Source organism: Rhodovulum adriaticum, from assembly GCF_004345735.1.
In the GTDB taxonomy this organism is placed as follows: domain Bacteria; phylum Pseudomonadota; class Alphaproteobacteria; order Rhodobacterales; family Rhodobacteraceae; genus Rhodovulum; species Rhodovulum adriaticum.
Window position 1 is genome coordinate 169,971 of record NZ_SLXL01000002.1, and the last position, 23,671, is coordinate 193,641.

Below are 23,671 nucleotides of genomic sequence, written 5' to 3' on the forward strand. Positions count from 1 at the left end.
CGTCAGCGCATCGGCAGGTTTCCCCATTCGAAATTGACGCCAAAGGCGTTCAGGCAGGTATCTTGGTATTTCGTGCCGGGATAGACATCCAGGATCGTCATCGTAACCCAACGCCGCGCCGGGGGCCCCGGGATCAGGATGTCGATTTCCGCAGGCGAATCCGGCAACGTCATGACATGCCGCGCACCGGCATCATTGGCGAATTCCACCGTGCGGGGACGTGCATTCGAATAGTAGGACGTGGTCGACTTGCCATAGCCGTTCTTCAGGTAGACCATGGAAAACGGCGGCCCGCCAAAGACCTCGACCGACAGCCGCTGGCCGATGCCCAGGCCCGCCGCCCCTTCGCACCATGCGGTTCGGTCGTTGCCGTCGATCAGGTTGTCCGGCCCGTAATCGTTGCCCGCCTGCGGCCCCAGAACCGAGGACACGCAGATCCGTTGCCCGTCGATGAACTGGGTGGCGCCCAAGCTGATGCAGCTGTCCGCCCGCACCGCCGGTGCCAGCGTCAGCGTCAGCGTCAAGACCATGGCCGTCGCCATGCCCCACATGTGATGTGCTTGCCGTGTCATCTCAAGCCTCTCTCAGATGCGCCCGGCCCGGGCGCAATCCCAGCCTAGGACCATTTCGGCACCCGTCCCCTGACCTGCATCAATCTGCCCATCGGGACGGCCCTTGACCTTGCCCCGGTTTCGGCGCAAATCCCGCCCATGACCGATCAGAAAATCGCCCTTGTGACAGGGGCCTCGCGCGGCTTTGGCGCCGCCGTGGCCGAGGAACTGGCCGCCCGCGGCTATCACGTCATCGCCGTCGCCCGCACCGAGGGCGGGCTGGAGGAGCTGGACGACCGCATCACCGCGGCCGGCGGCACCGCCACGCTGGCCCCCATGGACATCGCCGAGACTGAGGCGATGCGCCAACTGTGCCGGGGGATCTACGACCGCTGGGGCAAGCTGGACCTGTGGGTGCATACCGCGATCCAGACCATGCCCTTCAGCCCGGCCGAGCAGACCGACCTGACCTACTGGGAAAAGGCGGTTTCGGTGAACGTTCATGCAACCGGCATCCTGATCAATTTCGTGGCGCCGCTGTTGCGCGCAGCAGCGGGGGGCGGTCATGCCGTCTTTGTCGATGACGCCATGAAGGATACGCCCTTCCTGGGGACCTATTCCGCCTGCAAGGCCGCGCAGCGCGCGCTGTTCGCCGGCTGGCAGGCAGAACAGGAACGGCTGCAGGACGTGCATGTGCACAGCTTCGTGCCCGCCCCGATGCCCACCGCGCATCGCAACCGCTTCTACCCCGGCGAGGACACCAGTACGCTCGCCCGTCCCCGCGACGAGGCAGGGCGCATGGTGGATACGCTCTCACTGGGTTGACCGCTGCGCCTGACGTGCTTTACGGCCCGCCGCCGCTCCACTATTGAGGGCGGGAACAAGGGCGGCGGGCAAGCATGCGCATTCTCATCACCAATGACGACGGGATCAACGCACCGGGGCTGAAGGTGCTGGAGGCCATCGCGACCGAGGTCGCAGGCCCGGACGGCGAGGTCTGGGTCGTCGCCCCCGCCTTTGAGCAATCGGGCGTGGCGCACAAGATTTCCTACACCCACCCGATGATGATCGCGGAACTGGGGCCGCGCCGCTTTGCCGCCGAAGGCTCGCCCGCCGATTGCGTGCTGGCCGCGCTGCACGATGTCATGGGCGATACCCGGCCCGATCTGGTCCTGTCCGGCGTCAACCGGGGCAACAACGCCGCGGAAAACGTGCTGTATTCGGGCACAATCGGCGGCGCGATGGAGGCCGCCCTGCAAGGCCTGCCCGCGATCGCGCTGTCGCAATATCTGGGACCGCTGAATTTCGACGAACCCCTGCAATTCGAGGCCGCGCGCACCCACGGCGCTGCCACCGTCAAGGCGCTTTGGGATAACGGCCATTGGGACAGCGCCGATTACCGGCTGTTCTACAATGTCAATTTCCCGCCCCTGCCCGCCGACAAGGTCAAGGGGCTGCGGGTCGGCCCGCAGGGCTATCGCCGGGATGCCTCCTTCGGGGTGGAACCGCACCGCTCGCCCTCGGGGCGGAAATTCCTGTGGATCAAGGGCGGGCCGCAGAACCTGCCCACGGCGCCGGGATCGGACGCGGCGCTGAACCTGGATGGCCATATCGCCGTGACGCCGATGCGCGCGGACCTGACCGCCCATGACCGGCTGGACGATCTGCGCATGAGGCTGGAATGACCGACAAGGCCGCCGAGCGGAAGATGCAGTTCCTCTTCGCGCTGCGCTCCAAGGGGGTGACGGACAGCCGCGTTCTGCACGCGATGGAGGAAATCGACCGCGGCGCCTTTGTTACCGGGCTGTTCGCCGAGCGCGCCTACGAAGATATGCCGCTGCCCATCCCCTGCGGCCAGACGATCAGCCAGCCCTCTGTCGTGGGGATCATGACCCAGGCGCTGAACCCCCAGCCCCGCGACAAGGTGCTGGAGGTGGGGACCGGCTCGGGCTACCAGGCCGCCATCCTGTCGCGACTGGCGCGCCGCGTCTACACCGTGGAACGCCACCGCCGCCTGGCACAAGAGGCGCAGAAACGGTTCGAGGCCCTGGGGCTGACCAATGTCACCGCCATTGCGGCGGACGGCTCGCACGGGTTGCCGGAACAGGCCCCCTTTGATCGCATTCTTGTCACCGCCGCGGCCGAGGACCCGCCCGGACCGCTCTTGGCGCAAATGCGCACAGGCGGTATCATGGTGCTGCCGGTCGGGCAGTCGGACGCCGTGCAAAGCCTGATCAAGGTGACACGCACCGAGACCGGGTTCGACTACGAAGAGTTGCGCCTCGTGCGCTTCGTCCCGCTGGTCGAGGGACTGGGACAGGACTGAACGAGAGGGGCCGCGCAACGGTCCCCGAAACGCGAGGTATCGAGCCATGGTCACCCTGCACCGCCCCCTTCGCCGGCCCGTCCGGGCGCTGATGCTTGGACTGTCGCTGATGGCCGTTGCCAGTTGCGGCAGCGGTTGGGATTACGACTTTCGCAACCTGGCGGGAGGTGGGGGCAGCGATTCCCTGCGGATGGAAACCGCACCCCGGCCGGAGCCCGACAATCGCGGCGTGATCTCTTACCCCAACTACCAGGTGGCGGTGGCCCGCGCCGGGGACACGGTCGGCGACATCGCCGCGCGGGTCGGCTTGCCCGAGGCCGAATTGGCCGGCTATAACGGCCTGCCCCCCGACGCCCAGCTGCGCCACGGCGAAATCGTCGCGCTGCCCCGCCGGGTGGCCGAACCCTCGCCGGCGACGGGGGCCACGACCACCGGCCCGATCCGCCCCGGCGACGACATCGACATCACCCGCCTGGCGGGCGATGCCATCGACCGGGCCGAGCCCGGCAACCAACCCGCGCGCGGCACCGCCGCTGCCCCCGTGGGCACCGAGCCGATCCGGCACAAGGTGGAACGCGGCGAGACAGTCTATTCCATCGCGCGGCTTTACAATGTCACGGTGCGCGCGCTGGCGGACTGGAACGGGCTGGGCGCCGACCTGATGGTGCGCGAAGGGCAATACCTGCTGATCCCCGTGCCTGCGCGACAGACCGCCGCCGCGCCGGCCCCGCGCCTGGCAGAAGAGGTGCCCGGCGCCCACTCGACCGTCACAACGCCCCCCAGCGCCGCGCAGCCCCTGCCCCGCGAAGAGAGCGCCGCCCCGGCACAGACCCCGCCCTCGCCCAACATGGCCGAGGACAGCAGCGCGCGCGCGCGCTTTGCCATGCCGGTGACGGGCAGCATCATCCGCGAATACGAAAAGGGCCGCAACGACGGGCTGGACATCTCTGGAAGCGCCGGCAGCCCGGTGCGCGCCGCCGCCGACGGCACCGTTGCCGCGATCACCCGCGATACCGGACAAGTGCCGATCCTGGTGCTGCGCCACGCGGACAACATGCTGTCGGTCTATGCCAATATCGAGAACATCTCGGTGGAAAAGGGCGACCGCGTCAGCCGCGGCCAGCAGGTCGCCGACCTGCGCGCGGGCGATCCCGCCTTCCTGCATTTCGAGCTGCGCAAGGGGTTCGAAAGCGTGGATCCGATGCCGTATCTCACGCCGTAACAGATCGAAGGATTTTCACGAAAATCCTTCGGGATGAAAAATCTTAGGAAAGATTTTTCACCGGACGCTGCGCGCCCGGATTTGGGTATTTTCACCAAGAAGAAGCATAAGGCGCGTCAGAGCCGAACGCCGCGCCGCGCGGCAAGGTCGGTAAAGAATTGCCATGCCACCCGCCCCGAGCGCGCGCCGCGCGTGGCCTGCCATTCGATAGCCTCGGCGCGCAGGGTGTCGGGGTCGATCTCGACCCCGTAGGCGCTGCAATAGCCCGCGATCATGGACAGGTATTCGTCCTGACTGCACGGATGGAACCCCAGCCACAGGCCGAAACGGTCCGAGAGCGAGACCTTTTCCTCGACCGCCTCGGAGGGGTTGATGGCGGAACTGCGCTCATTCTCGATCATGTCGCGGGGCATCAGGTGGCGCCGGTTGGACGTGGCGTAGAAGACCACGTTGTCCGGCCGCCCCTCGATCCCGCCATCCAGCACCGCCTTGAGCGATTTATAATGCTGGTCGTCATGGGAAAAGGACAGGTCGTCGCAGAACAGCACGAAACGGTGCGGGGCGTCGCGCAAGAGGGTCAGCAGGCGCGCGATCGACGGCAGATCCTCGCGCTGGACCTCGACGATCTTGAGGGCGTGCCCCTCGGCCAGAACGGCGGCGTGCACCGCCTTGACCAGGCTGGATTTTCCCATGCCGCGCGCGCCCCACAGCAGGGCGTTGTTCGCGGGCAGGCCCCGGGCGAAATGGCGCGTGTTGTCCAGCAGCGTGTCGCGGGCACGGTCGATCCCCTGAAGCAGGGTCAGATCCACCCGGTTCACCCGTGCAACAGGCGCCAGCCGGTCGGGCGCGACATGCCAGACAAAGGCGTCCGCGGTATCGAAATCGGGGGCTGCGGCCGGGGCGGGCTGCATCCGCTCCAGCGCATCGGCGATCCGGCTCAGCTGCTGGGTCTCGGGGGTCACGGGCGCTGGCCCTCGCCCCCGTCCTCATCGAACTCGCGCATCAGGGGGTCGTCCTCGGGATCGTCGGCGTCATCCTCAAACCACAGGCCCTGTTCGCGCAGCTCGGCCTCGCGCTTCTTTTCGACGCGGCGCACCAGCAGGATCGACACCTCGTACAGGCCATAGACCACCACGAAGAGGATCACCTGCGTGATGACATCGGGCGGCGTAACCAGGGCGGCCAGCACCAGGATGCCGACCACGGCGTATTTGCGCATGGTGCCCAACCCCTCGGCCGAAACCAGACCGGCCTTGCCCATCAGGGTCAGCAGCACCGGCAACTGAAAGCACAGGCCGAAGGCGACAATAAACTTGATCGTCAGCGCCAGGTATTCCTGCACCGACCCGTGGAAGGTGATGCCTGCGGTTTCAGACTGAACCTCGCCCTCGGCCCCCAGGGTGCCGACCTGCTGGAAGCCCAGGAAGAAATCGAAGGCCAGCGGCGTGACGACATAGAAGGCGAAAGCCGCGCCGAGGAAAAACATGAAGGGCGAGGCGATCAGGAACGGCAGGAACGCGGTCTTTTCCGAGCGATACAGACCCGGCGCCACGAAGCGCCACATCTGGAACGCGATGAAGGGGAAGGACAGCGCCAGACCACCGACCAGCGAAATCTGGATCGCGACGAAGAAACCCTCTTGCAGCTTGATGAGGTACAGGCCGCAATCCTGCCCGCGCTCGGCCAGGGCGCCGCAGATCGGGCTGGTCAGGAAGTTGAAGATCGGGTTCCAGACCATGAAGCACAGCACCATCGCCACCACGAAGGCGGCCAGCGCGTAGATCAGCCGCGTGCGCAGCTCGGCCAGGTGCTCGATCAGGGGGGCGCTGCTGTCGTCGATATCCGGGCCGGTGGTCATGCGTCGCTCTTGTTCTCGGGCACCGGCGCGGTTTCATCGGCGGTGCCGGCGGCCATCTTCTCGGCGGTTTCTGCGGCGCGCCGGGCGGCGGCCTTTTCCTCGACGGCCTTGTGCATCGCTTCCGTCCGGGCGGCGCGGTCCTCGGTCATCTCTGCGGTGGCGGGGGCAGGTTTCGCATTGGGCCGGGCCGGATCCCACTTTTCAAAACTGTCGGCGACCCCGTCCAGAGCATCCAGGCCCATCTTGCGCGGGTTGGCGACATCGCGCAGGTCGTTCACCGTGTCCTTGACCCCGGCCTGATCGGCGGCATCGTCCATCGCGCGCTGGAATTCGCGCGCCATGTTGCGCGCCTTGGCGGTAAAGCGGCCCAGCGTGCGGAACATGCCCGGCAAATCCTTGGGGCCTACCACGATCAAGGCAACGATGCCGATCAGCAGAAGTTCGGTCCAGCCGAGGTCAAACATGTGCAGGCGCCCCTGATGGCGGACAGGCGGTTATGCCTTGTCCTTCTCTTCTTCGGGGGTCACGTCGCGGGCGGATTCAAGGCTTTTGCTGGCCTCTTCCGTTTCCTCCTTGACGCCTTTCTTGAAGGCGGTGATCCCCTTGCCCACCTCGCCCATCAGCGAGGAAATCTTGCCGCGCCCGAAGAGCACCAGCACGACGACGGCGATGAGCAGCAGGCCGGGAAGGCCGATATTGTTCAGCATGGTCTTCTCCCTTGGGGCCGGTTCGTTGCGCCCCCGCTTCATATTCCGTCTGCAACATCTATTGGGTCTTGCAGACAGATCAAAGCCCCTTCCGCCGCGAATCCGCGAATATTTGCCCATCGCAGGCCCGCCACGCCGCGCTTGCACTGTCACCTGCGTTTCACCCAAACTCGTCACAGATGAAACGAGAATCTGGAAGGATGAGGAGTTTCCGATGCATACCGAGGACGTGAACGGCAAGACGCTGGAACACTGGGATTGCGACGACCTGCAGCAGGGCTTGAAGGACGGCAAGGTCGTGCTGATCGACGTGCGCACCCCGCAGGAATACATGTTCGAGAACATCCACGGCGCGCTGCTGTTCCCGCTGGCCGGGTTCGAGGCGGCCTATCTGCCCGAAGAGGGGGGCAAGCGGATCGTGTTCCATTGCGGGTCTGGCGTGCGCTCGCGCAAGGTGGCCGAGGCCTACCTGGCCGCAGGGCACGAACGCGCGGCGCATCTGCAGGGCGGGTTCGCGGCGTGGAAGACCGCGCACAAGCCCTATATCGGCACCGACATGGCCTCTGGCGCGCCGGTCGAGGTGCATAACAGTTGAACGATCTAGGCCGAACCGGGGGATGCCCCCGGTTCGGCCCGAGGCTGTCCCATCGGCGACCGGACAGGGGCCGCCGCTAGGCCGCGCGCCCCGATCCGTCGGTGGGGAACACGAAACAGCGGTCGCGGCGGATCATCAGCCACATCGGGGTGCCCGGTTTGGGCAGGAAAACCGCCGGAACGGTCGCCTTCAGGATGGAATCGTCATAGTCCATCCTGAATTCGACCAGGCTTTCGGACCCCATGAAACGCGCGCGCTGAACGAAGGCCCGGGCCGGCACGCCATCCTCGGGCGTGGGTCCGGGGCCGCGCCCGTTGCGGTCGAAGTCGATCTTGACGTGCTGGGGGCGGATGATGATGTCCACCTCTGCCCCGTCTGGCATCGCCGGGGTCAGGAATTGGCCAAAGGGCGTTTCCGTCAGCAAGTTCCGAACCTTACCCCGGATCACGTTGATATCGCTGAAAAACGCTGCCGCCGCACGGTCTACCGGGGCGTTGTAGATGTTGTAGGGCGCGCCGCGCTGAACGATCTGGCCGCCACGCATCAGGGCGATCTCGTCGGCCATGCGCATCGCCTCGTCCGGCTCATGGGTGACCAGCAGAACGGCGGTGCCCTCATCCTTCAGAACGCCCAGCGTCTGGTCGCGGATCTCGTCCCGCAGGCGGTTGTCCAGGCCCGAAAACGGTTCATCCATCAGCATGATCCGGGGACGCGGCGCCAGTGCACGGGCCAGGGCCACGCGCTGTTGTTCGCCGCCCGACAGCTGATGCGGGTAGTCGTCGATGAAGCGGCGCAGGTTCACGCGATCCAGCAGATCCTCGACCCTGGCGCGTTTCTCGGCCTTGGACCCCGACAGGCCAAAGGCCACGTTCTGCCCGACGCTGAGATGCGGGAACAGGGCGAAATCCTGAAACATCAGCCCGATCGAGCGGCGCTCGGGCGGGATACGAAAGACGGTGTCGCAGATCAGCTTGCCGTCAATGTAGATTTCGCCCGCATCCTGCATGTCGACGCCCGCGATGATGCGCAGCGTCGTTGATTTGCCACAGCCCGAGGGGCCAAGCAGGCAGGTCACCTGCCCCGGCATCACCTTGAGCGAGACATCGTCCACCACCCGCCGCCCATCGAAGACGCGGGTGATGTTTCGGATCTCCAGCCGGGGAATTGGGGCGGTCACGGTCAGCCTTTCGCACGATGTCCGAGAAAAACAATCGGATTTTCCCGTGACATAGCAACGCACCCGCCGGACGGCAAGCCGCCGGTTGCTGCACGGCTAGAGCGTGGCATTCACCGCACCGCCATCCAGCAGGATGTTCTGCCCCACAACGAAGCCCGCATGCTGCGAACACAGAAAGGCGCACATCGCCCCGAATTCCTGTGCCGTTCCATAGCGGCGCGCGGGAATCGTTGCGGCGCGGCGCGCGCGTGCCTCGTCCAGGGTGATGCCCTCTGCCTGGACCACGCCGCGGTCCAGCGCATCGGCCCGGTCGGTGGCATGGATGCCCGGCAGTAGGTTGTTGATCGTCACGCCATGGGGGGCGACCTGCCGCGCGGTGCCCGCGACATAGCCGGTCAGGCCCGCACGGGCGGAATTGGACAGACCCAGCACCGGGATCGGCGCCTTGACCGACTGGCTGGTGATGTTGACCACCCTTCCCCAGCCGCGATCCATCATCCCCGGCAGCAGCGCGGTCATCAGCGCGATGGGCGCCAGCATGTTGGCATCCAGGGCCGCGATGAAATCATCGCGATCCCAGTCCGACCACAGGCCCGGCGGCGGCCCGCCCGCATTGGTCACCAGAATGTCCACATCCCCCGCGGCGGCCAGAACCTCGGCCCGGCCGGCGGGATCGGTAATGTCCGCGGCGATGGTCGTCACCTGTACGCCATGGGCGGCCCGGATCACACCGGCGGCATCCTCCAGCGCCTCGGCCCCACGCGCATTCATTACCAGTTCAACACCGGCGGCGGCCAGCGCCTCGGCACAGCCCCGCCCCAGCCCCTTTGACGAGGCGCAGACCAACGCCCGCTTGCCCCCGATCCCCAGATCCATCGCGGTTCTCCCGTTTCCCATTTACCCTGTCCCTTGCGATAGCAGCCCCAGCCCCCATGCGAAAGGGCGGCGAGACGCGAGGGTGATTGTTCCGCAATTTGAAACAGTTCTGCGGAAACGTTTACACAGTGGCGCGCCCGCGATCATTGACCCACCCCCTTCCGGGGCGTAAACTTGGCGTGTGAAGCGGGACATCGGTGGCGGGGGTTGTCCGATATCCTGTAGCGTCACGATGCGAGAGATTGATATGCCTGCCCCCCACTCCAACCGCGCCAGTTACGGCTGCCACGTCTTTTCCGCCTCCGACCTGATGGTCGTTTCCGGGGCGAATCTGGGCGATGCGCTTGGCCCGCTGGACGAACAGTGCCCCGGCGATGTCTATGCCCTGCACCCCGGGGCAGAGGCCGTGCACCTGCTGGTCAGCGACCCCGGCGGGCGGCGCGGGGAATTCATGGGCGCCGGGCCAGAGGCCCCGACCGTTGCCCCCGGTTCGGAACTGGGCGCGGCGGGCAACACCCTGACGCTGGAGGGGCGGCTGACCTTCATGGGGGCGGACGGGGCGCAGGTGGGCGTTCTGCTGATCTCGGTCGGCGGCGACCGCGATCGGCCGGTCTTCTTGCCGCTGGATCCGATGGAACCCAAGGCCCGCTATACCCTTATCAACACAGAGGCCGCCCCCGGCCCGGTTCGGCTGGCCGACATCACATCAGTTGCCTTTACCCGCGGCACCATGATCGCGCTGGCCGGCGGCGCCCCCCGCGCGGTAGAGGATTTGCGCCCCGGCGACCGGGTCATGACCCGCGATCACGGCGCACAGCCCCTGCGCTGGATCGGCCGTCGGACGGTACGCGCCATCGGCCCCTATGCGCCGGTGGTCATCACCCGCAATACCTTCGGCAACGACGCAGACCTGATCGTCAGCCAGCATCAGCGCCTGTTCCTGTATCGGCGCGGGCGCGACAGGCTGGCCGAAACCTCGGAGGTGCTGATCAAGGCCGTCCATCTGGTGGAGGGCGAGCGCGTCTTTATCCGCAAGGGTGGCTTTGTCGAGTATTTCCATCTGGTCTTCGACAACCACGAAATCGTCTATGCCGAAGGCGTGCCCACCGAAAGCCTGCTGGTCAACGAATCGATGCTGGGCCTACTGCCCGAGGATCTGGCCCGCGAGGTGTCGGACCGCCTGCCCCACCTGACCCAGCAGCCCCATTACGGCACAGAGGCCGACATGCGCCTGGTGCAGGAACGCGGCCCCGAAACCCTGTACCGCACGCCGCGCCGGGCCTGACCCGCGCTAGGTCGTCAGGGCCGACAGCAGCGGCGTCCATTGCGCGCGCATCGGCGCATAGGCTTTCTGCGGCTTGTCGAACACGGTCAGCCCGATCTCGGCCAGATCGCCATAGGCCACGCGGTCGGCAAGTTCCGCCACCGGGGCCTGGCCGATCTTGTCCGCAAAGGCCGCCAGCCGCGCCCGGTCGCGCCCGCGCGGGCGCACGCGATTGGCCACCACCTCGACGCTGACCTTGCCCTTGCGGATGCGTTTGATCTCGGCGATCTCCTTCAGGAAACGCCGCGTCGCATCCGCATCGAAGAACGAAGGCAGAACCGGCACGATCACCGCCTTGGCCTCTGCCACCAGGTCGCGCGTGGCCTCCTCGTACAATGACCCGGGCGCATCCACGATCACCCAATCGGTATTCTTGGGCGCCTTCCCGTAGGCGCCCAGCAATGTCCAGTCCAACGCCTGGATCGACGGTACGCCCTCGGGGCGGCGTTTCAGCCAACGCCAGGACGATTTCTGAGGGTCGGCATCGGCTAGCGCCACCTTCCAGCCGCCATCGGCCAGGGCGGCGGCCAAGGTTACGGCGATCGTGGTCTTGCCACATCCGCCCTTGCGGTTGGCGATCAGCACGGTCTTCACGGGCACTCCTTTCGGTCCGGGGTCGGGGGCAGGATAACGCCTGCTGCGGGCTATGCAATGTATATACATTACAAAATGCCGCCCCACGCCATGACGATTGCGCCGCCGCGCGCCCTCGCCTATATCCGCCCCCATGCTGGACGCCGCTACCAACCGCCCCGAATTGCCGCCGGAAATCGCCCGGCGCCGCACCTTTGCCATCATCAGCCACCCCGATGCGGGCAAGACCACGCTGACCGAAAAGTTCCTGCTTTACGGCGGCGCGATCCAGATGGCCGGCCAGGTCCGCGCCAAGGGCGAGGCGCGGCGCACGCGCTCGGACTTCATGCAGATGGAAAAGGACCGCGGCATTTCCGTCTCGGCCTCGGCCATGTCCTTCGATTTCGGGAACTTCCGCTTCAACCTGGTGGACACGCCCGGCCACAGCGATTTCAGCGAGGATACCTATCGCACACTGACCGCGGTGGATGCGGCGATCATGGTGATCGACGGCGCGAAAGGCGTGGAAAGCCAGACCCGCAAGCTGTTCGAGGTCTGCCGCCTGCGCGATCTGCCGATCCTGACCTTCTGCAACAAGATGGACCGCGAAAGCCGGGACACTTTCGACATCATCGACGAGATCCAGGAAAACCTGGCCATCGACGTGACGCCCGCATCCTGGCCCATCGGCGTGGGCCGCGATTTCCTGGGCTGCTACGACATGCTGAACAACCGGCTGGAACTGATGGACCGCGCCGACCGCAACCGCGTGGCAGAATCGATCCGGATCGAGGGGCTGGACGACCCCAGGCTGGCCGAACATGTCCCCGACGACCTGCGCGAAAAACTGGTCGAAGAGGTCGAGATGGCGCGCGAACTGCTGCCCGCGCTGGACCCCCAGGCCGTGCTGGAGGGGCACATGACCCCCATCTGGTTCGGCTCTGCGATCAACTCGTTCGGGGTCAAGGAACTGATGGACGGCATCGGCGCCTACGCCCCGGAACCGCAGGTACAGGCTGCCGAACCCCGCCAGGTCGCGCCCGAGGAAACCAAGGTCGCGGGCTTCGTCTTCAAGGTGCAGGCCAACATGGACCCCAAGCACCGCGACCGCGTGGCCTTCGTCCGGCTGGCCTCGGGCCATTTCAAGCGCGGGATGAAACTGACCCATGTCCGCACCAAGAAACCGATGGCGGTCTCAAACCCCGTGCTGTTCCTGGCCAGCGACCGGGAACTGGCCGAAGAGGCCTGGGCCGGCGACATCATCGGCATTCCGAACCACGGGCAATTGCGCATCGGCGACACCCTGACCGAGGGCGAGGCGATCCGCGTGACCGGCATCCCCAGCTTTGCGCCCGAATTGCTGAAGGTCTGCCGCGCGGGCGACCCGATGAAGGCCAAGCACCTGGACAAGGCCCTGATGCAATTCGCCGAGGAAGGTGCCGCCAAGGTGTTCAAGCCGATGATGGGCGCGGGCTTTATCGTGGGCGTGGTGGGCGCGCTGCAATTCGAGGTGCTGGCCAGCCGGATCGAGATGGAATACGGCCTGCCCGTGCGGTTCGAGCCGTCGCAGTTCACCTCGGCCCGCTGGGTGCATGGTGACAAGGCGGCGGTGGAGGCCTTCGTCAACAAGAACAAGCAGCACATGGCGACCGACAACGACGGCGACGTGGTCTATATGACGCGCCTGCAATGGGACATCGACCGCGTGGCCCGCGATCACCCCGACCTGACGCTGTCGGCGACCAAAGAGATGCAGGTCTGAGCGCCGCAGGCCTGCGCCAGCCCAAGCCCGGCCCCTTGATTTCGCGCCATGGCGCCGCGACATGAAAGGCATGCCGCACAGCAATCGCCGGACGGGCCGGCAAAAGGCGGGATGACCGCACGCAATGAGCCGGGACCACGACGACTGGATATTGTCGAGCTTGCTGGACGACCTGGCACGGCTTGCGCTGGCCCGCGACAAGATCCGCGTCGCCGACGTGATCGATACGATCGGCGCGCGGGGATTCGGCCCGCTGCTGGTCATGCTGTCGGCCTTTATGATTCTGCCCATCGGCATGGTGCCGGGCATTCCCGGCGTGGCGGCGGTGCTGATGATCCTGATCGGCGGGCGGATGATGACCGGGGAAACCCGGCTGTGGATCCCCGCCCGCCTGGGCCGGGTGGAGTTCACCGGCCACCTGCTGGCGGTTTCGGTCGCCCGCGCCCAGCCCGTCGCGCTGTGGCTGCGGCCCTTTCTGGCGCCGCGCCTGCCCCTCTTGATCGACAGCCTGGTGATGAGCCGGGTCGTCGCCCTGATCCTGATGGTCACCGGGGCGGTGATCTTTCTGGCGGGGTTCATCCCGGGCCTGCCCTTCGTGCTGTCGCTGCATGTGCTGGTGCTGGGGATGGCGCTGTCCACCCGCGACGGGCTGGCCGCACTGGTCGGCTATATCTTGCTGATGCCCGAGATTTTGCTGATCTGGCACCTGTTTCTGTGAAACCGCGCCGTTCGGTCGCCGGGTCGCTTGCTTGACGAACCGCGCCCCATCGCCTAATGCAAACGCGGTGACACACATGACTGGCAATCCGGCCGGTCGGGCCGCGCGGATGACAGCGGCCAAAACATGAGCCGCAACCACGCCAAGGACCTTTATGACAACATTTGCCGATCTGGGGCTCGACCCCAAGGTGCTCTCTGCCGTAGTCGACGCCGGCTACACCAGCCCCACCCCGATTCAGGCCGGGGCCATTCCCCCCGCCCTGCAGGGCCGCGACGTGCTGGGGATTGCCCAGACGGGCACCGGCAAGACCGCCGGTTTCGTGCTGCCGATGATTACCCTGCTGGGCCGCGGCCGGGCCCGCGCGCGCATGCCGCGCAGCCTGGTGCTGGCGCCCACGCGTGAACTGGCCGCCCAGGTGGCCGAGAATTTCGACATCTACGCCAAGAACACCAAGTTGACCAAGGCGCTGTTGATCGGCGGGGTCAGCTTCAAGGAACAGGACGCGCTGATCGACAAGGGCGTGGACGTTCTGATCGCCACCCCGGGCCGCCTGCTGGATCATTTCGAGCGTGGCAAGCTGCTGCTGACCGGCGTGCAGATCATGGTGGTGGACGAGGCCGACCGCATGCTGGACATGGGCTTCATCCCCGATATCGAGCGGATCTTCCAGCTGACGCCCTTTACCCGGCAGACCCTGTTCTTCAGTGCGACCATGGCGCCCGAGATCGAGCGGGTGACCAACACCTTCCTGTCGGCCCCGGAAAAGATCGAGGTCGCCCGCGCCGCGACCACCGCCGAAAGCATTGAACAGGGCGTGGTGCGCTATACCGCCAGCCGCAAGGACCGCCAGGCCAAGGAAAAGCGCGAGTTGCTGCGCGCGATCATCGACGCCGAGGGCGAGCGCTGCACCAATGCCATCATTTTCTGCAACCGCAAGACAGAGGTCGACATCGTCGCCAAGTCGCTGAAGACCCATGGCTACGACGCGGCGCCGATCCATGGCGACCTAGACCAGAGCCAGCGGATGCGCACCCTGGACGCCTTCCGCGAGGGCAAGCTGCGTTTCCTGGTGGCCTCAGACGTGGCCGCGCGGGGGTTGGACGTGCCCGCGGTCAGCCATGTGTTCAACTACGACGTGCCGAGCCACGCCGAGGATTACGTGCACCGCATCGGTCGTACCGGCCGGGCCGGTCGCGAGGGCAAGGCCCTGACGATCTGCGTACCCCATGACGAGAAATGGCTGACCGCGATCGAAGACCTGGTGAAGAAAGAAATCCCGCGGGTCGAGAGCCCGCTGAAAGCGCCCGCGGCGCAAGAGCGGAGCAAGAGCGACCAGACCGGCCGCAAACCCGCCGAAGACCGCAGCCCCGCAGCCCATGTCGAGGAAAAACCCGCGACCGGCAGCAGCAGTTCGCGCCGGTCGGGATCCAGCCGTAGCAAACGCGGCGGGGGCCGTGGCCGGGACGAACCCGTGGTGGGTATGGGCGATCATGTGCCGGCCTTCCTGACGCGCTCGTTCAAGCCGCAGGCCGACCGCGCCGAGGAAACGGCAGAATAACACCCGAACCGTTTCGGCTTAGCGCGCCAAGCCGATCTGTCGGGGGCGCTGCCCCCCGAACCCCCGGGGTATTTTGACCAAGAAGAAGAACAGCGGGCGCGCCTTGCGTCCGCTGTATCTGTTTATGCGCTGAGCCGGCTGACGATCACCTTTACCTCGGGGCGTTTGCCGATCTCGGCCTGGGCGCTCTGGCGGACGATGCGGCGCAGGCCCTCTTCCAGCTTGTCGTCATCGGCCAGCGTCTTGTCGGACGCGCGCCCCATGAACTGGTCAAGGTCCGCCTCCAGGACATCGCTGAGCGCAGCACCCGACGCGCCCGTTTCGGGCAGGCCCATCAGCTCGACCCAGGGTTCGCCCATCGGCTCATCCTCTTCGTCGATCAGGACCGACACCACCACCTGGCCGTTCAGCGCCATGCGGATGCGGTCGCGCACCACGCCGTCCAGCGCGCCAATCTGCACCGTGCCGTCCAGATAGGTCCGGCCGGTATCCACGTACCCCGCGATCTGCGCGGTGACGCCGGTCAGGTCCAGCATCGTGCCATTGGGCGCCAGAACGCCCGTGCGTCCGCTTTCGGCGGCCAGTTTGACATGTTCGCGCAAGTGCCGGTGTTCGCCATGCATCGGCACGATGATCTGCGGGTTCATCAACTGGTGAATCCGGGCCAGGTCCGGGCGGTTGGCATGGCCCGAGACGTGGTAGAGGTCGGCGTCATCATCGACCACGTCCACCCCCATTTCCGAGAAGGCGTTGACGATCTGCAGCACGCCGCGTTCATTGCCGGGAATCGTCTTGGAGGAAAACAGGAACAGGTCGCCCTCTCTCAGGCTCAGCCCCATGTATTTCCCGCGAGACAGCTGGGCCGAGGCTGCGCGGCGTTCGCCCTGGCTGCCGGTGACAATCAGCATCAGGTTCTCGCGCGGCAGGTTGCCGGCCTCTTCGGGGCTGATGGTCTTGGGGAAATCGGTCAGAACGCCGGTTTCGACCCCGGCCTCGACCATCCGGCGCATCGCCCGGCCCAGCAGGCAGACCGAGCGGCCGGCGGCCTGCCCGGCCTCGGCTAGGGTTTTCAGGCGCGCGATGTTGGAGGCGAATGTGGTAGCCACGACCATGCCATCGGCCCGTTCGACCAGTTGCCGGATCGCGGGGCCAACGCTGGTTTCCGACCGCCCCGGGTTGGGCGAAAAGACGTTGGTGGAGTCGCAGGTCAGCACCTTGACCCCATCGCCCGCCACCTCGGCCCAGAGGTCGCGGTCGAACGGGTCGCCCAGAACCGGGGTCACGTCCAGCTTGAAATCGCCCGTGTGCACGATGCGCCCCGCGGGGGTGTCGATGACCAGTCCCGAGCTTTCGGGGATCGAGTGCGAGACCGGCAGGAAGGACACCTGGAAGGGGCCGGCCTGCACCTTGTTCGGCCACGGATCGGTGACGATCACCTGGGCGGGGTCCTGGCCCTGCTCTTCCATCTTGCGGGACGCGTGGCTGGCGGTGAAGGGGCGGGCATAGACCGGCGCGCGCAGGCGCGACCACAGATGCCCCACCGCGCCGACGTGATCCTCATGCGCGTGGGTGATGAAGATCGCCTCCAGCCGGTCGCGGCGTTCCTCCAGCCAACTGATATCGGCAAAGATGAGGTCCACGCCGGGCGTGGTGTCCATGTTGGGGAAGGTCACGCCCAGGTCGACCAGGATCAGCCGCTCGGCATCCTGGGGGCCGTAGCCGTAGACATAGGCGTTCATCCCGATCTCGCCGGCGCCGCCGAGAGGAAGGTAGATCAGTCTGTCGGGTCTGCTCATTGCGCCTTATGGTCCTTGTTATAGGCGTGGATCACGGTCAGGCCGTGCATTGTCAGGTCGTCTTCGACGGTGTCAAATAGCATATCGCCCTGCGCGAACAACGAGGCAAGCCCGCCTGTGCCCACGATCCGCATCGGGCGTTCGTATTCGGCGCGGATGCGTTCGGTGATGCCGCGCACCAGCCCGACATAGCCCCAGAACACGCCCGATTGCATGCAGGCGACCGTGTTGGTGCCGATCACCGCCTGGGGTTTCGTCACATCCACATGGGGCAGCGCGGCGGCAGAGGCGTGCAGCGCCTCAAGGCTGAGGTTCACGCCGGGCGCGATCACCCCGCCGACATAGGCCCCGTCATGGGCCACCACGTCAAAGGTCGTGGCCGTGCCGAAATCGACCACGATCAGGTCGCCCCCATGCCGGTCATAGGCCCCCGCTGTGTTCACCAGCCGGTCGGGGCCGATACTCGTACCGACATCGACGCGCGGCGCGTGTGGCAGCAGGCATTCCGGCTTGCCCACGACCAGGGGGCGCGTGTTGAAGAAACGATCGGCAAAGACACGCAGGTTGAACACCACCCGCGGCACCGTGGACGAGATGATGACATCGGTGATCACCGCATCGATCCGGTAATGTTCGATCAGTTGCGAATACCAGACGTAGTACTGGTCGGCGGTGCGTTGATGTTCGGTCGCGGTGCGCAGCGTGCACAGAAAGCGCGTGCCATCCCAGATGGAAAACACGGTGTTGGTGTTGCCGCAATCGATGCACAGAAGCATGGGATCGCCCTTAGAAGAACACGTCGGCGGCGGCAATAGCGCGCCGGCCGCTGGCCGTCTCTAGGACAAGCTGGCCCTCTTCGTCTACCGTGTCGAAGCGGCCGATGATCTCTTCGCGGCCCGTGCGGGCGGTAATCGTCTGGCCCAGCCGTGCGGCATGTTCCAGCCAGGCCGCGCGCAAGGGGCCGAACCCGTGTTCCACGAAGAAACGACGCTGGTGGTCGAAATGTTCCGCAAGGAAGGCCAGAAATTCCAGCGGGTCGACAGGCTCTTCCGTCAGCTCGGCCAGGGTTATGGGGGGCAATGCGCCCTCTTCCAGCAGGACCGGGCCGGGCGATGCGTTCAGGTTGACACCGATCCCGATGGCCAATCGCGCCACCCGCTGGCCCGCCCCGTCCGAGGCCAGCAGGATGCCTGCCAGTTTGGCATCGTTCAACAGCACGTCATTGGGCCATTTCAGCGTCAGCGCGGCAGGGTCGTCCACATAGGCCGTCAGCGTCGCATAAAGCGCGTAGGACGCGACGAAGGAATACAGCGCCGCCTGCGCCGGGGCGCATTCGGGATCGAAGACGAACGTGGCCGACAGGTTGCCCTCGGGCGCGGCCCAGGACCGGCCGCGCCGCCCCACCGCCGCGGTCTGGCGGCGCGCGGCGATCCAGGTGGGCCGGGTCAGGGGCGCGCGGCGGCGCGCCTCTTGCATGGTGCTGTCGACCTCGTCCAGCAGGATCAGGTCATGTCCGGCCGGCCAGTGCCAGCCCGCGCCCTCAGTTGACAAGGGTTTCGGCCGCGGCCTGGGCCAGCCCCTCGATCCCGAACAGGTTGACGATACCGCCCACCATCGCAAAGGCAGACAGCATCAGGACAACCCACAGCGCGGGTGTCATGGCACCGTTCAGGCGCGGCTCTCCGGCCTCGCCGAAATACATGTAGAACACGATGCGCAGGTAATAGAACGCCCCGATCACCGAGGCGATCACCCCCGCCACAGCCAGCCAGACATAGCCCGCATCGACCGCCGCCCTGATGACGTAAAGCTTGCCGAAGAAGCCGACGAAGGGCGGCACGCCCGCCAGGCTGAACAGCAGGACCAACATCGCAAACGCCTTCAGCGGCGAGGTCGCGGAATACATGTTCAGGCTGGCAATGTCGGTCACCGGGCGGCCGTCCTTTTCCATCCCCAGGATGAAGGCAAAGACACCCACGCTCATCGTGACGTAGATCGCCATGTAGATCAGCATGGATTGCACGCCGAACGCCGTGCCCGCCGCCAACCCCATCAGCGCGTAACCCATATGCGCGATCGAGGAATAGGCCATCAGCCGCTTGATGTTGCGCTGGCCGATCCCGGCAAAGGCGCCCAGGAACATCGTCAGCAGCGAGATCACCGCCACGACCTGCCCCCAATCGCCCGGCACCGCGCCAAAGGCGTCGTGCAGCACCCGCGCGAACAGCCCCATTGCGGCCATCTTGGGCGCGGCGGCGAAAAACGCCGTAACCGGCGTGGGCGACCCCTCGTAGACATCGGGGGTCCACATGTGGAAGGGCACCGCCGACACCTTGAAGGCCATGCCGGAAATCATGAAGACCAGCCCGATCAGCAGGCCGATGGTCATGTCGCCCTCACCCAGGGTGGACAGGATGCCCGAAAACAGCGTGGTGCCCGCATAGCCATAGGTCAGCGACGCGCCGTACAGCAGCAGGCCCGAGCTGAGCGCCCCGAGGACAAAGTATTTCAGCCCCGCCTCGGTGGATTTCAGGCTGTCCCGCCGCAGCGACGCGACGACGTAAAGCGCAAGCGATTGCAGCTCCAGCCCCATGTAGAGCATCATCAGGTCGCCCGCCGACACCATCAGCATCATGCCGACCACCGACAGGGTGACCAGCACCGGAAACTCGAACCGCAGCAGGTCGGCCCGGCGCATGTAATCGCGGCTCATCAGCAGGACCGCCCCGGCCGAGACCAGGATCACCACCTTGGCAAAGCGGGCAAAACCGTCATCGACGACCGCCCCGCCAAAGGCGGTGCGCGCCTCGCCCGCGGTCAGGCCGATCCGTGCGGCCAACGCAAAGAACAGGACCGCGGTGACCAGAGTCAGCATCGGTGCGACGCAGTCCTTGCCGGTATAGACGGCGCCGACAAGCGCCAGCATCGCGTAGATGGCCAGAACGAGTTCGGGCAGCAGGACGGAAAGGTCGTCAAGGATCATTACGTTCCCCTCAGTTCTGGGCCAGCCGCATCGCGGCCGCGGCCTCGTTCAGGGCCGTTTCGTATTGGGACAGGAGCGCCTCGACCGAGGGTCCGGTGATGTCGGTGACAAGCGACGGGTAGACGCCCAGGATCAGGGTCATCGCGACCAGCGGAGCGAACATCGCCCGCTCGCGCCCGTTCATGTCGCTGATGGTACGCAGGGATTCCTTGATAAGGTCGCCAAAGACAACCCGGCGGTACAGCCACAGCGCATAGCCCGCCGACAGGATCACCCCAACCGCGGCCACCGCCGCCACCCAGGTATTGACTTGGAAGATGCCCGCCAGCGTCAGGAATTCACCGATGAAGCCAGATGTCCCCGGCAGGCCGACATTGGCCATGGTGAACAGCATGAAGATCAGCGCATAGGCCGGCATCCGGTTCACCAGCCCGCCATAGGCGTCGATCTCGCGCGTGTGCATCCGGTCGTAGATCACGCCCACGCACAGGAACAGCGCCCCCGAGATAAAGCCGTGGCTGAGCATCTGGAAGATCGCCCCATCCACGCCCTGCTGGTTCGCCGCGAACACACCCATGGTGACGTATCCCATATGGGCGACGGACGAATAGGCGATCAGCTTCTTCATGTCCTCCTGCGCCAGCGCCACGAGCGAGGTATAGACGATCGCGATCGCCGACAGCCAGAACACCAGCGGCGCCCAGATGTCAGAGGCGACGGGGAACATCGGCAGGCTGAACCGCAGGAAGCCGTAGCCGCCCATCTTCAGCAGGATCGCGGCCAGCACAACGGACCCGGCGGTCGGCGCCTGGACGTGCGCATCGGGCAGCCAGGTATGGACCGGCCACATCGGCATCTTGACCGCGAAGCTGGCGAAAAACGCCAGCCACATCAGCGTCTGCATGCCGCCCACGATGGTCTTGCCGCCGATCACGATATCGCCCGCGCTGAACTGGTGGTCCAGCAGCGTCGGGATGTCGGTGGTGCCCGCGTCCACGAACATCGCCACCATCGCAACCAGCATCAGGACAGACCCGAGGAAGGTGTAGAGGAAGAACTTGAACGTGGCGTAGATGCGGTCCTTGCCGCCCCAGATCCCGATGATCAGGAACATCGGGATCAGCCCGCCCTCAAAGAACAGGTAGAACAGCACCAGGTCCAGCGCGCAGAACACGCCCAGCATCAGCGTTTCCAGCACAAGGAACATGATCATGTATTCCTTGACCCGATGCGTGACGTTCCAGCAGGCCCCAATGGTGATCGGCATCAGGAAGGTCGTCAGCATCACGAACAGGACCGAGATCCCGTCAACGCCCATCTTGTATTTCAGGCCCAGCAGCCAGTCGTATTCCTCGACGAACTGAAAGCCGGTGTCGGCAGGGTCGAACTGGAACAGCACGAACAACGACAGCAGGAAGGTCGCCGAGGTCGCGAGCAGCGCCAACCACTTGGAGTTACGCTGCGCGGCCTCGTCGTCGCCGCGATGCCACACGCCCAGGATCAGCGCGGCGAACAGCGGCAGGAACGTAATGATGGAAAGCAGGTTGTCCATTTACTGCGCCCCCCCGGCGAGCATCATCCAGGTGATGAAGACCGCGATGCCGATAACCATCGCAAAGGCATAGTGGAACAGATAGCCGGACTGCATCCGCCCCGCGACACGGGTGAAGAAGGGCACGATGCCCATTGCCAACCCGTTGATGCCGCCGTCGATGATGCTGCCATCGCCCCCCTTCCATAGCGCCCGGCCGATATTGCGGGCCGGGTTGACGATGATCGCGTCGAACAGCTCGTCGAAATACCACTTGTTCAGCAGGAACAGGTAAATCGGCCGCAAGGCGCGCGCCGTCCTGCCGGGCAGGTCGGGCGACTGGATGTAGAAGGTGAAGGCCAGGAACAGACCCGCCAGCATCGCCATGAAGGGGGCGGCCTTGACCCATTGCGGGGCATGGTGGGCGTTGTCCATGGCGTGGTTGTCGGGGGCCATGTAGATCGCGCCCTCGCCCGGCATCGCGTGGGCGACGGCCGCGTCGCCATGGTCGTCCGCCATCGCATGCGCATCATCGCCATGGTCGGACGCCTCGCCATGACCGGCATCCGCCGCGACCGCATGGCTGGGAATGCCGTAGAAACGGTTCACCTCGTCATGGTCGCCGAAGAAATCGGAATACCACAGCATCCCGGCAAAGACCGCGCCCACGCTGAGAGCGCCAAGGGGCACCAGCATGTTCAGCGGGCTTTCATGGGCGTGGTCGTGGGCGTGCTTGTCGCCCCGCGCCTCGCCCCAGAAGGTCATGAACATCAGCCGCCAGGAATAGAAGCTGGTCATCGCCGCCGCGATCACCAGCACCCAGAAGGCGACATAGGCATGGCCGCCCCAGGCGCTTTCGATGATGGCGTCTTTCGACAGGAAGCCTGCAAACCCGATATGGGTCAGCGGGATGCCGACGCCCGTGATCGCCAGCGTCCCGATCATCATCGCGGCAAAGGTATAGGGGATCTTTTTGCGCAGACCGCCATAGTTGCGCAGATCCTGTTCGTGGTGCATCGCATGGATGACCGAACCCGCGCCAAGGAACAGCAGCGCCTTGAAGAAGGCGTGCGTCAGCAGGTGGAACATCGCCGCCGAGTAGACGCCCACGCCCGCAGCCACGAACATATAGCCCAGCTGCGAACAGGTCGAATAGGCGATGACGCGCTTGATGTCGTTCTGCACCAGCCCCACCGTCGCGGCAAAGAACGCCGTCGCCGCCCCGACAAAGACGATCATCGCCTGCGCGTTCGGCGCGAATTCCATGATCGGCGACATGCGGCAGATCAGGAACACGCCCGCTGTCACCATGGTCGCGGCGTGGATCAGGGCCGACACCGGCGTCGGACCCTCCATCGCGTCGGGCAGCCAGGTGTGCAGGAACAGCTGCGCCGACTTGCCCATCGCCCCGATGAACAGCAGCACACCCACCACATCGGCCGCGTTCCACGTCCCGTTCAGAAAGGTAAGTTGCGTTTCGGCAATGGTCGGTGCGGCGGCAAAGATATCCTCGAACCGGGTGCTGTCGACCAGGAAGTAAAGCGCGAAAATCCCCAGCAAGAAGCCGAAATCGCCCACCCGGTTGACCACGAACGCCTTGATCGCGGCGGCATTGGCCGAAGGCTTGCGATAGTAGAACCCGATCAGCAGGTAAGAGGCAACGCCCACGCCCTCCCACCCGAAGAAGAGCTGCACGATGTTGTCGGCGGTGACCAGCGCCAGCATCGTGAAGGTAAAGAACGACAGATAGGCAAAGAAGCGGGGTTTATAGCTTTCACCCTCGCGCCAGTTCTCGTCATGGGCCATGTAGCCGAAGCTGTAGAGATGGACAAAGGCCGACACCGTCGTGACCACGATCAGCATGATCGTCGTCAGCCGGTCCACCCGGATCGCCCAGTCCACCGCCAGCGTGCCGCTTTCGATCCAGCGGAACAGTTCCACCTGCCGGGTTTCGCCGTCGAACCCGACGAACACCACCCAGGAGAACACCATCGCCAGGAAGACCATGATCGTGGTCAGCCACATCGCGGCCTTTTCGCCGATCATCTTGTAGCCGAAACCGCACAGGACGGCGCCGATCAGGGGGGCGAAGAGAATGATCTTTTCCATGC

Annotated in this window: 23 protein-coding genes; 9 read left to right on the forward strand and 14 right to left on the reverse strand. The window is 65.6% G+C overall.

Translation table 11 applies throughout. From position 1 onward, the window contains the following. Positions 1–2 precede the first annotated feature (2 nt). A complete protein-coding gene (locus EV656_RS04240; RefSeq protein ID WP_132599860.1) occupies positions 3–572 on the reverse strand; it encodes an NADase-type glycan-binding domain-containing protein in 570 nt (189 codons plus the stop codon). A 138-nt stretch (positions 573–710) separates the two neighbouring features. Here EV656_RS04240 and EV656_RS04245 point away from each other — a divergent pair, with 138 nt between their 5' ends. The 4 genes from EV656_RS04245 (at position 711) to EV656_RS04260 (ending at position 4,099) form a co-directional block, all read left to right on the forward strand. Continuing rightward, positions 711–1,376 (forward strand): SDR family NAD(P)-dependent oxidoreductase, encoded by a 666-nt coding sequence (locus EV656_RS04245; RefSeq protein WP_132599863.1) that lies wholly within the window; start codon positions 711–713, stop codon positions 1,374–1,376. A 74-nt stretch (positions 1,377–1,450) separates the two neighbouring features. Continuing rightward, positions 1,451–2,236 (forward strand): 5'/3'-nucleotidase SurE, encoded by a 786-nt coding sequence (gene surE, locus EV656_RS04250; RefSeq protein ID WP_132599866.1) that lies wholly within the window; start codon positions 1,451–1,453, stop codon positions 2,234–2,236. Beyond that, positions 2,233–2,877: a protein-L-isoaspartate(D-aspartate) O-methyltransferase gene (locus EV656_RS04255; RefSeq protein ID WP_132599869.1), complete on the forward strand. Its 645-nt coding sequence runs from the start codon at positions 2,233–2,235 to the stop codon at positions 2,875–2,877. Before surE ends, EV656_RS04255 begins: the two co-directional genes overlap by 4 nt. A 91-nt stretch (positions 2,878–2,968) precedes the next feature. Next, positions 2,969–4,099, forward strand: a complete 1,131-nt coding sequence (locus tag EV656_RS04260) for a peptidoglycan DD-metalloendopeptidase family protein (protein WP_242469046.1) — start codon at positions 2,969–2,971, stop codon at positions 4,097–4,099. Between the two features lie 116 nt (positions 4,100–4,215). On the opposite strand, the gene EV656_RS04265 is transcribed toward EV656_RS04260, so the two are convergent. Genes EV656_RS04265 through tatA form a run of 4 tightly spaced genes read right to left on the reverse strand, consistent with a single transcriptional unit; the run spans position 4,216 to position 6,664 of the window. Then, positions 4,216–5,010 carry an ATP-binding protein gene (locus tag EV656_RS04265; RefSeq protein ID WP_132600880.1) on the reverse strand — a complete coding sequence of 265 codons (795 nt, stop codon included), beginning with the start codon at positions 5,008–5,010 and terminating at the stop codon, positions 4,216–4,218. Between the two features lie 47 nt (positions 5,011–5,057). Then, complete coding sequence (gene tatC, locus EV656_RS04270; RefSeq protein ID WP_132599875.1) at positions 5,058–5,957, reverse strand: twin-arginine translocase subunit TatC; 900 nt, start codon at positions 5,955–5,957, stop codon at positions 5,058–5,060. Beyond that, positions 5,954–6,421, reverse strand: coding sequence for a Sec-independent protein translocase protein TatB (gene tatB, locus EV656_RS04275; protein ID WP_132599878.1), 468 nt, complete (start codon positions 6,419–6,421; stop codon positions 5,954–5,956). Before tatB ends, tatC begins: the two co-directional genes overlap by 4 nt. A gap of 30 nt (positions 6,422–6,451) precedes the next feature. After that, entirely contained in the window at positions 6,452–6,664 is a 213-nt protein-coding gene (gene tatA / locus EV656_RS04280; RefSeq protein WP_132599881.1) for a twin-arginine translocase TatA/TatE family subunit, read from the reverse strand. Positions 6,665–6,878: 214 nt separating this feature from the next. On the opposite strand from tatA, the gene EV656_RS04285 reads away from it, so the two are divergent. Continuing rightward, complete coding sequence (locus EV656_RS04285) at positions 6,879–7,259, forward strand: rhodanese-like domain-containing protein (protein ID WP_132599884.1); 381 nt, start codon at positions 6,879–6,881, stop codon at positions 7,257–7,259. Positions 7,260–7,335: 76 nt separating this feature from the next. Here the strand turns inward: EV656_RS04285 and EV656_RS04290 are convergent, their stop codons facing one another. Further along, positions 7,336–8,436 carry an ABC transporter ATP-binding protein gene (locus tag EV656_RS04290; RefSeq protein ID WP_200276614.1) on the reverse strand — a complete coding sequence of 367 codons (1,101 nt, stop codon included), beginning with the start codon at positions 8,434–8,436 and terminating at the stop codon, positions 7,336–7,338. 96 nt (positions 8,437–8,532) lie between these two features. After that, complete coding sequence (locus EV656_RS04295; RefSeq protein WP_132600886.1) at positions 8,533–9,312, reverse strand: SDR family oxidoreductase; 780 nt, start codon at positions 9,310–9,312, stop codon at positions 8,533–8,535. A gap of 247 nt (positions 9,313–9,559) precedes the next feature. Here EV656_RS04295 and EV656_RS04300 point away from each other — a divergent pair, with 247 nt between their 5' ends. Continuing rightward, complete coding sequence (locus EV656_RS04300; RefSeq protein ID WP_132599887.1) at positions 9,560–10,597, forward strand: Hint domain-containing protein; 1,038 nt, start codon at positions 9,560–9,562, stop codon at positions 10,595–10,597. Positions 10,598–10,603: 6 nt separating this feature from the next. Here EV656_RS04300 and EV656_RS04305 read toward each other — a convergent pair whose 3' ends face one another. Then, on the reverse strand, positions 10,604–11,230 hold the full coding sequence (locus tag EV656_RS04305; protein WP_132599890.1) for a ParA family protein: 627 nt from the start codon (positions 11,228–11,230) through the stop codon (positions 10,604–10,606). Positions 11,231–11,363: 133 nt separating this feature from the next. On the opposite strand from EV656_RS04305, the gene EV656_RS04310 reads away from it, so the two are divergent. The 3 genes from EV656_RS04310 to EV656_RS04320 all read left to right on the forward strand — a co-directional run bounded on the left by EV656_RS04310 (position 11,364) and on the right by EV656_RS04320 (position 15,250). Continuing rightward, entirely contained in the window at positions 11,364–12,971 is a 1,608-nt protein-coding gene (locus EV656_RS04310; RefSeq protein ID WP_132599893.1) for a peptide chain release factor 3, read from the forward strand. Positions 12,972–13,095: 124 nt separating this feature from the next. Beyond that, entirely contained in the window at positions 13,096–13,689 is a 594-nt protein-coding gene (locus tag EV656_RS04315; protein WP_132599896.1) for an exopolysaccharide biosynthesis protein, read from the forward strand. A gap of 154 nt (positions 13,690–13,843) precedes the next feature. Then, positions 13,844–15,250 carry a DEAD/DEAH box helicase gene (locus tag EV656_RS04320; RefSeq protein WP_132599899.1) on the forward strand — a complete coding sequence of 469 codons (1,407 nt, stop codon included), beginning with the start codon at positions 13,844–13,846 and terminating at the stop codon, positions 15,248–15,250. A gap of 122 nt (positions 15,251–15,372) precedes the next feature. Here the strand turns inward: EV656_RS04320 and EV656_RS04325 are convergent, their stop codons facing one another. From EV656_RS04325 to nuoL, 6 genes are read right to left on the reverse strand one after another with little or no spacing between them, the layout of a single operon-like run. After that, positions 15,373–17,046, reverse strand: coding sequence for a ribonuclease J (locus EV656_RS04325; RefSeq protein WP_132599902.1), 1,674 nt, complete (start codon positions 17,044–17,046; stop codon positions 15,373–15,375). Beyond that, positions 17,043–17,822 carry a type III pantothenate kinase gene (locus EV656_RS04330; RefSeq protein WP_132599905.1) on the reverse strand — a complete coding sequence of 260 codons (780 nt, stop codon included), beginning with the start codon at positions 17,820–17,822 and terminating at the stop codon, positions 17,043–17,045. Before EV656_RS04330 ends, EV656_RS04325 begins: the two co-directional genes overlap by 4 nt. Before the next feature lie 10 nt (positions 17,823–17,832). Further along, a complete protein-coding gene (locus tag EV656_RS04335; protein ID WP_274610548.1) occupies positions 17,833–18,597 on the reverse strand; it encodes a biotin--[acetyl-CoA-carboxylase] ligase in 765 nt (254 codons plus the stop codon). Next, complete coding sequence (gene nuoN / locus EV656_RS04340; RefSeq protein WP_132599908.1) at positions 18,587–20,029, reverse strand: NADH-quinone oxidoreductase subunit NuoN; 1,443 nt, start codon at positions 20,027–20,029, stop codon at positions 18,587–18,589. Before nuoN ends, EV656_RS04335 begins: the two co-directional genes overlap by 11 nt. Positions 20,030–20,039: 10 nt before the next feature. Further along, on the reverse strand, positions 20,040–21,581 hold the full coding sequence (locus EV656_RS04345; RefSeq protein ID WP_132599911.1) for an NADH-quinone oxidoreductase subunit M: 1,542 nt from the start codon (positions 21,579–21,581) through the stop codon (positions 20,040–20,042). Further along, complete coding sequence (gene nuoL / locus EV656_RS04350; RefSeq protein ID WP_132599914.1) at positions 21,582–23,669, reverse strand: NADH-quinone oxidoreductase subunit L; 2,088 nt, start codon at positions 23,667–23,669, stop codon at positions 21,582–21,584. Positions 23,670–23,671: the final 2 nt, after the last annotated feature.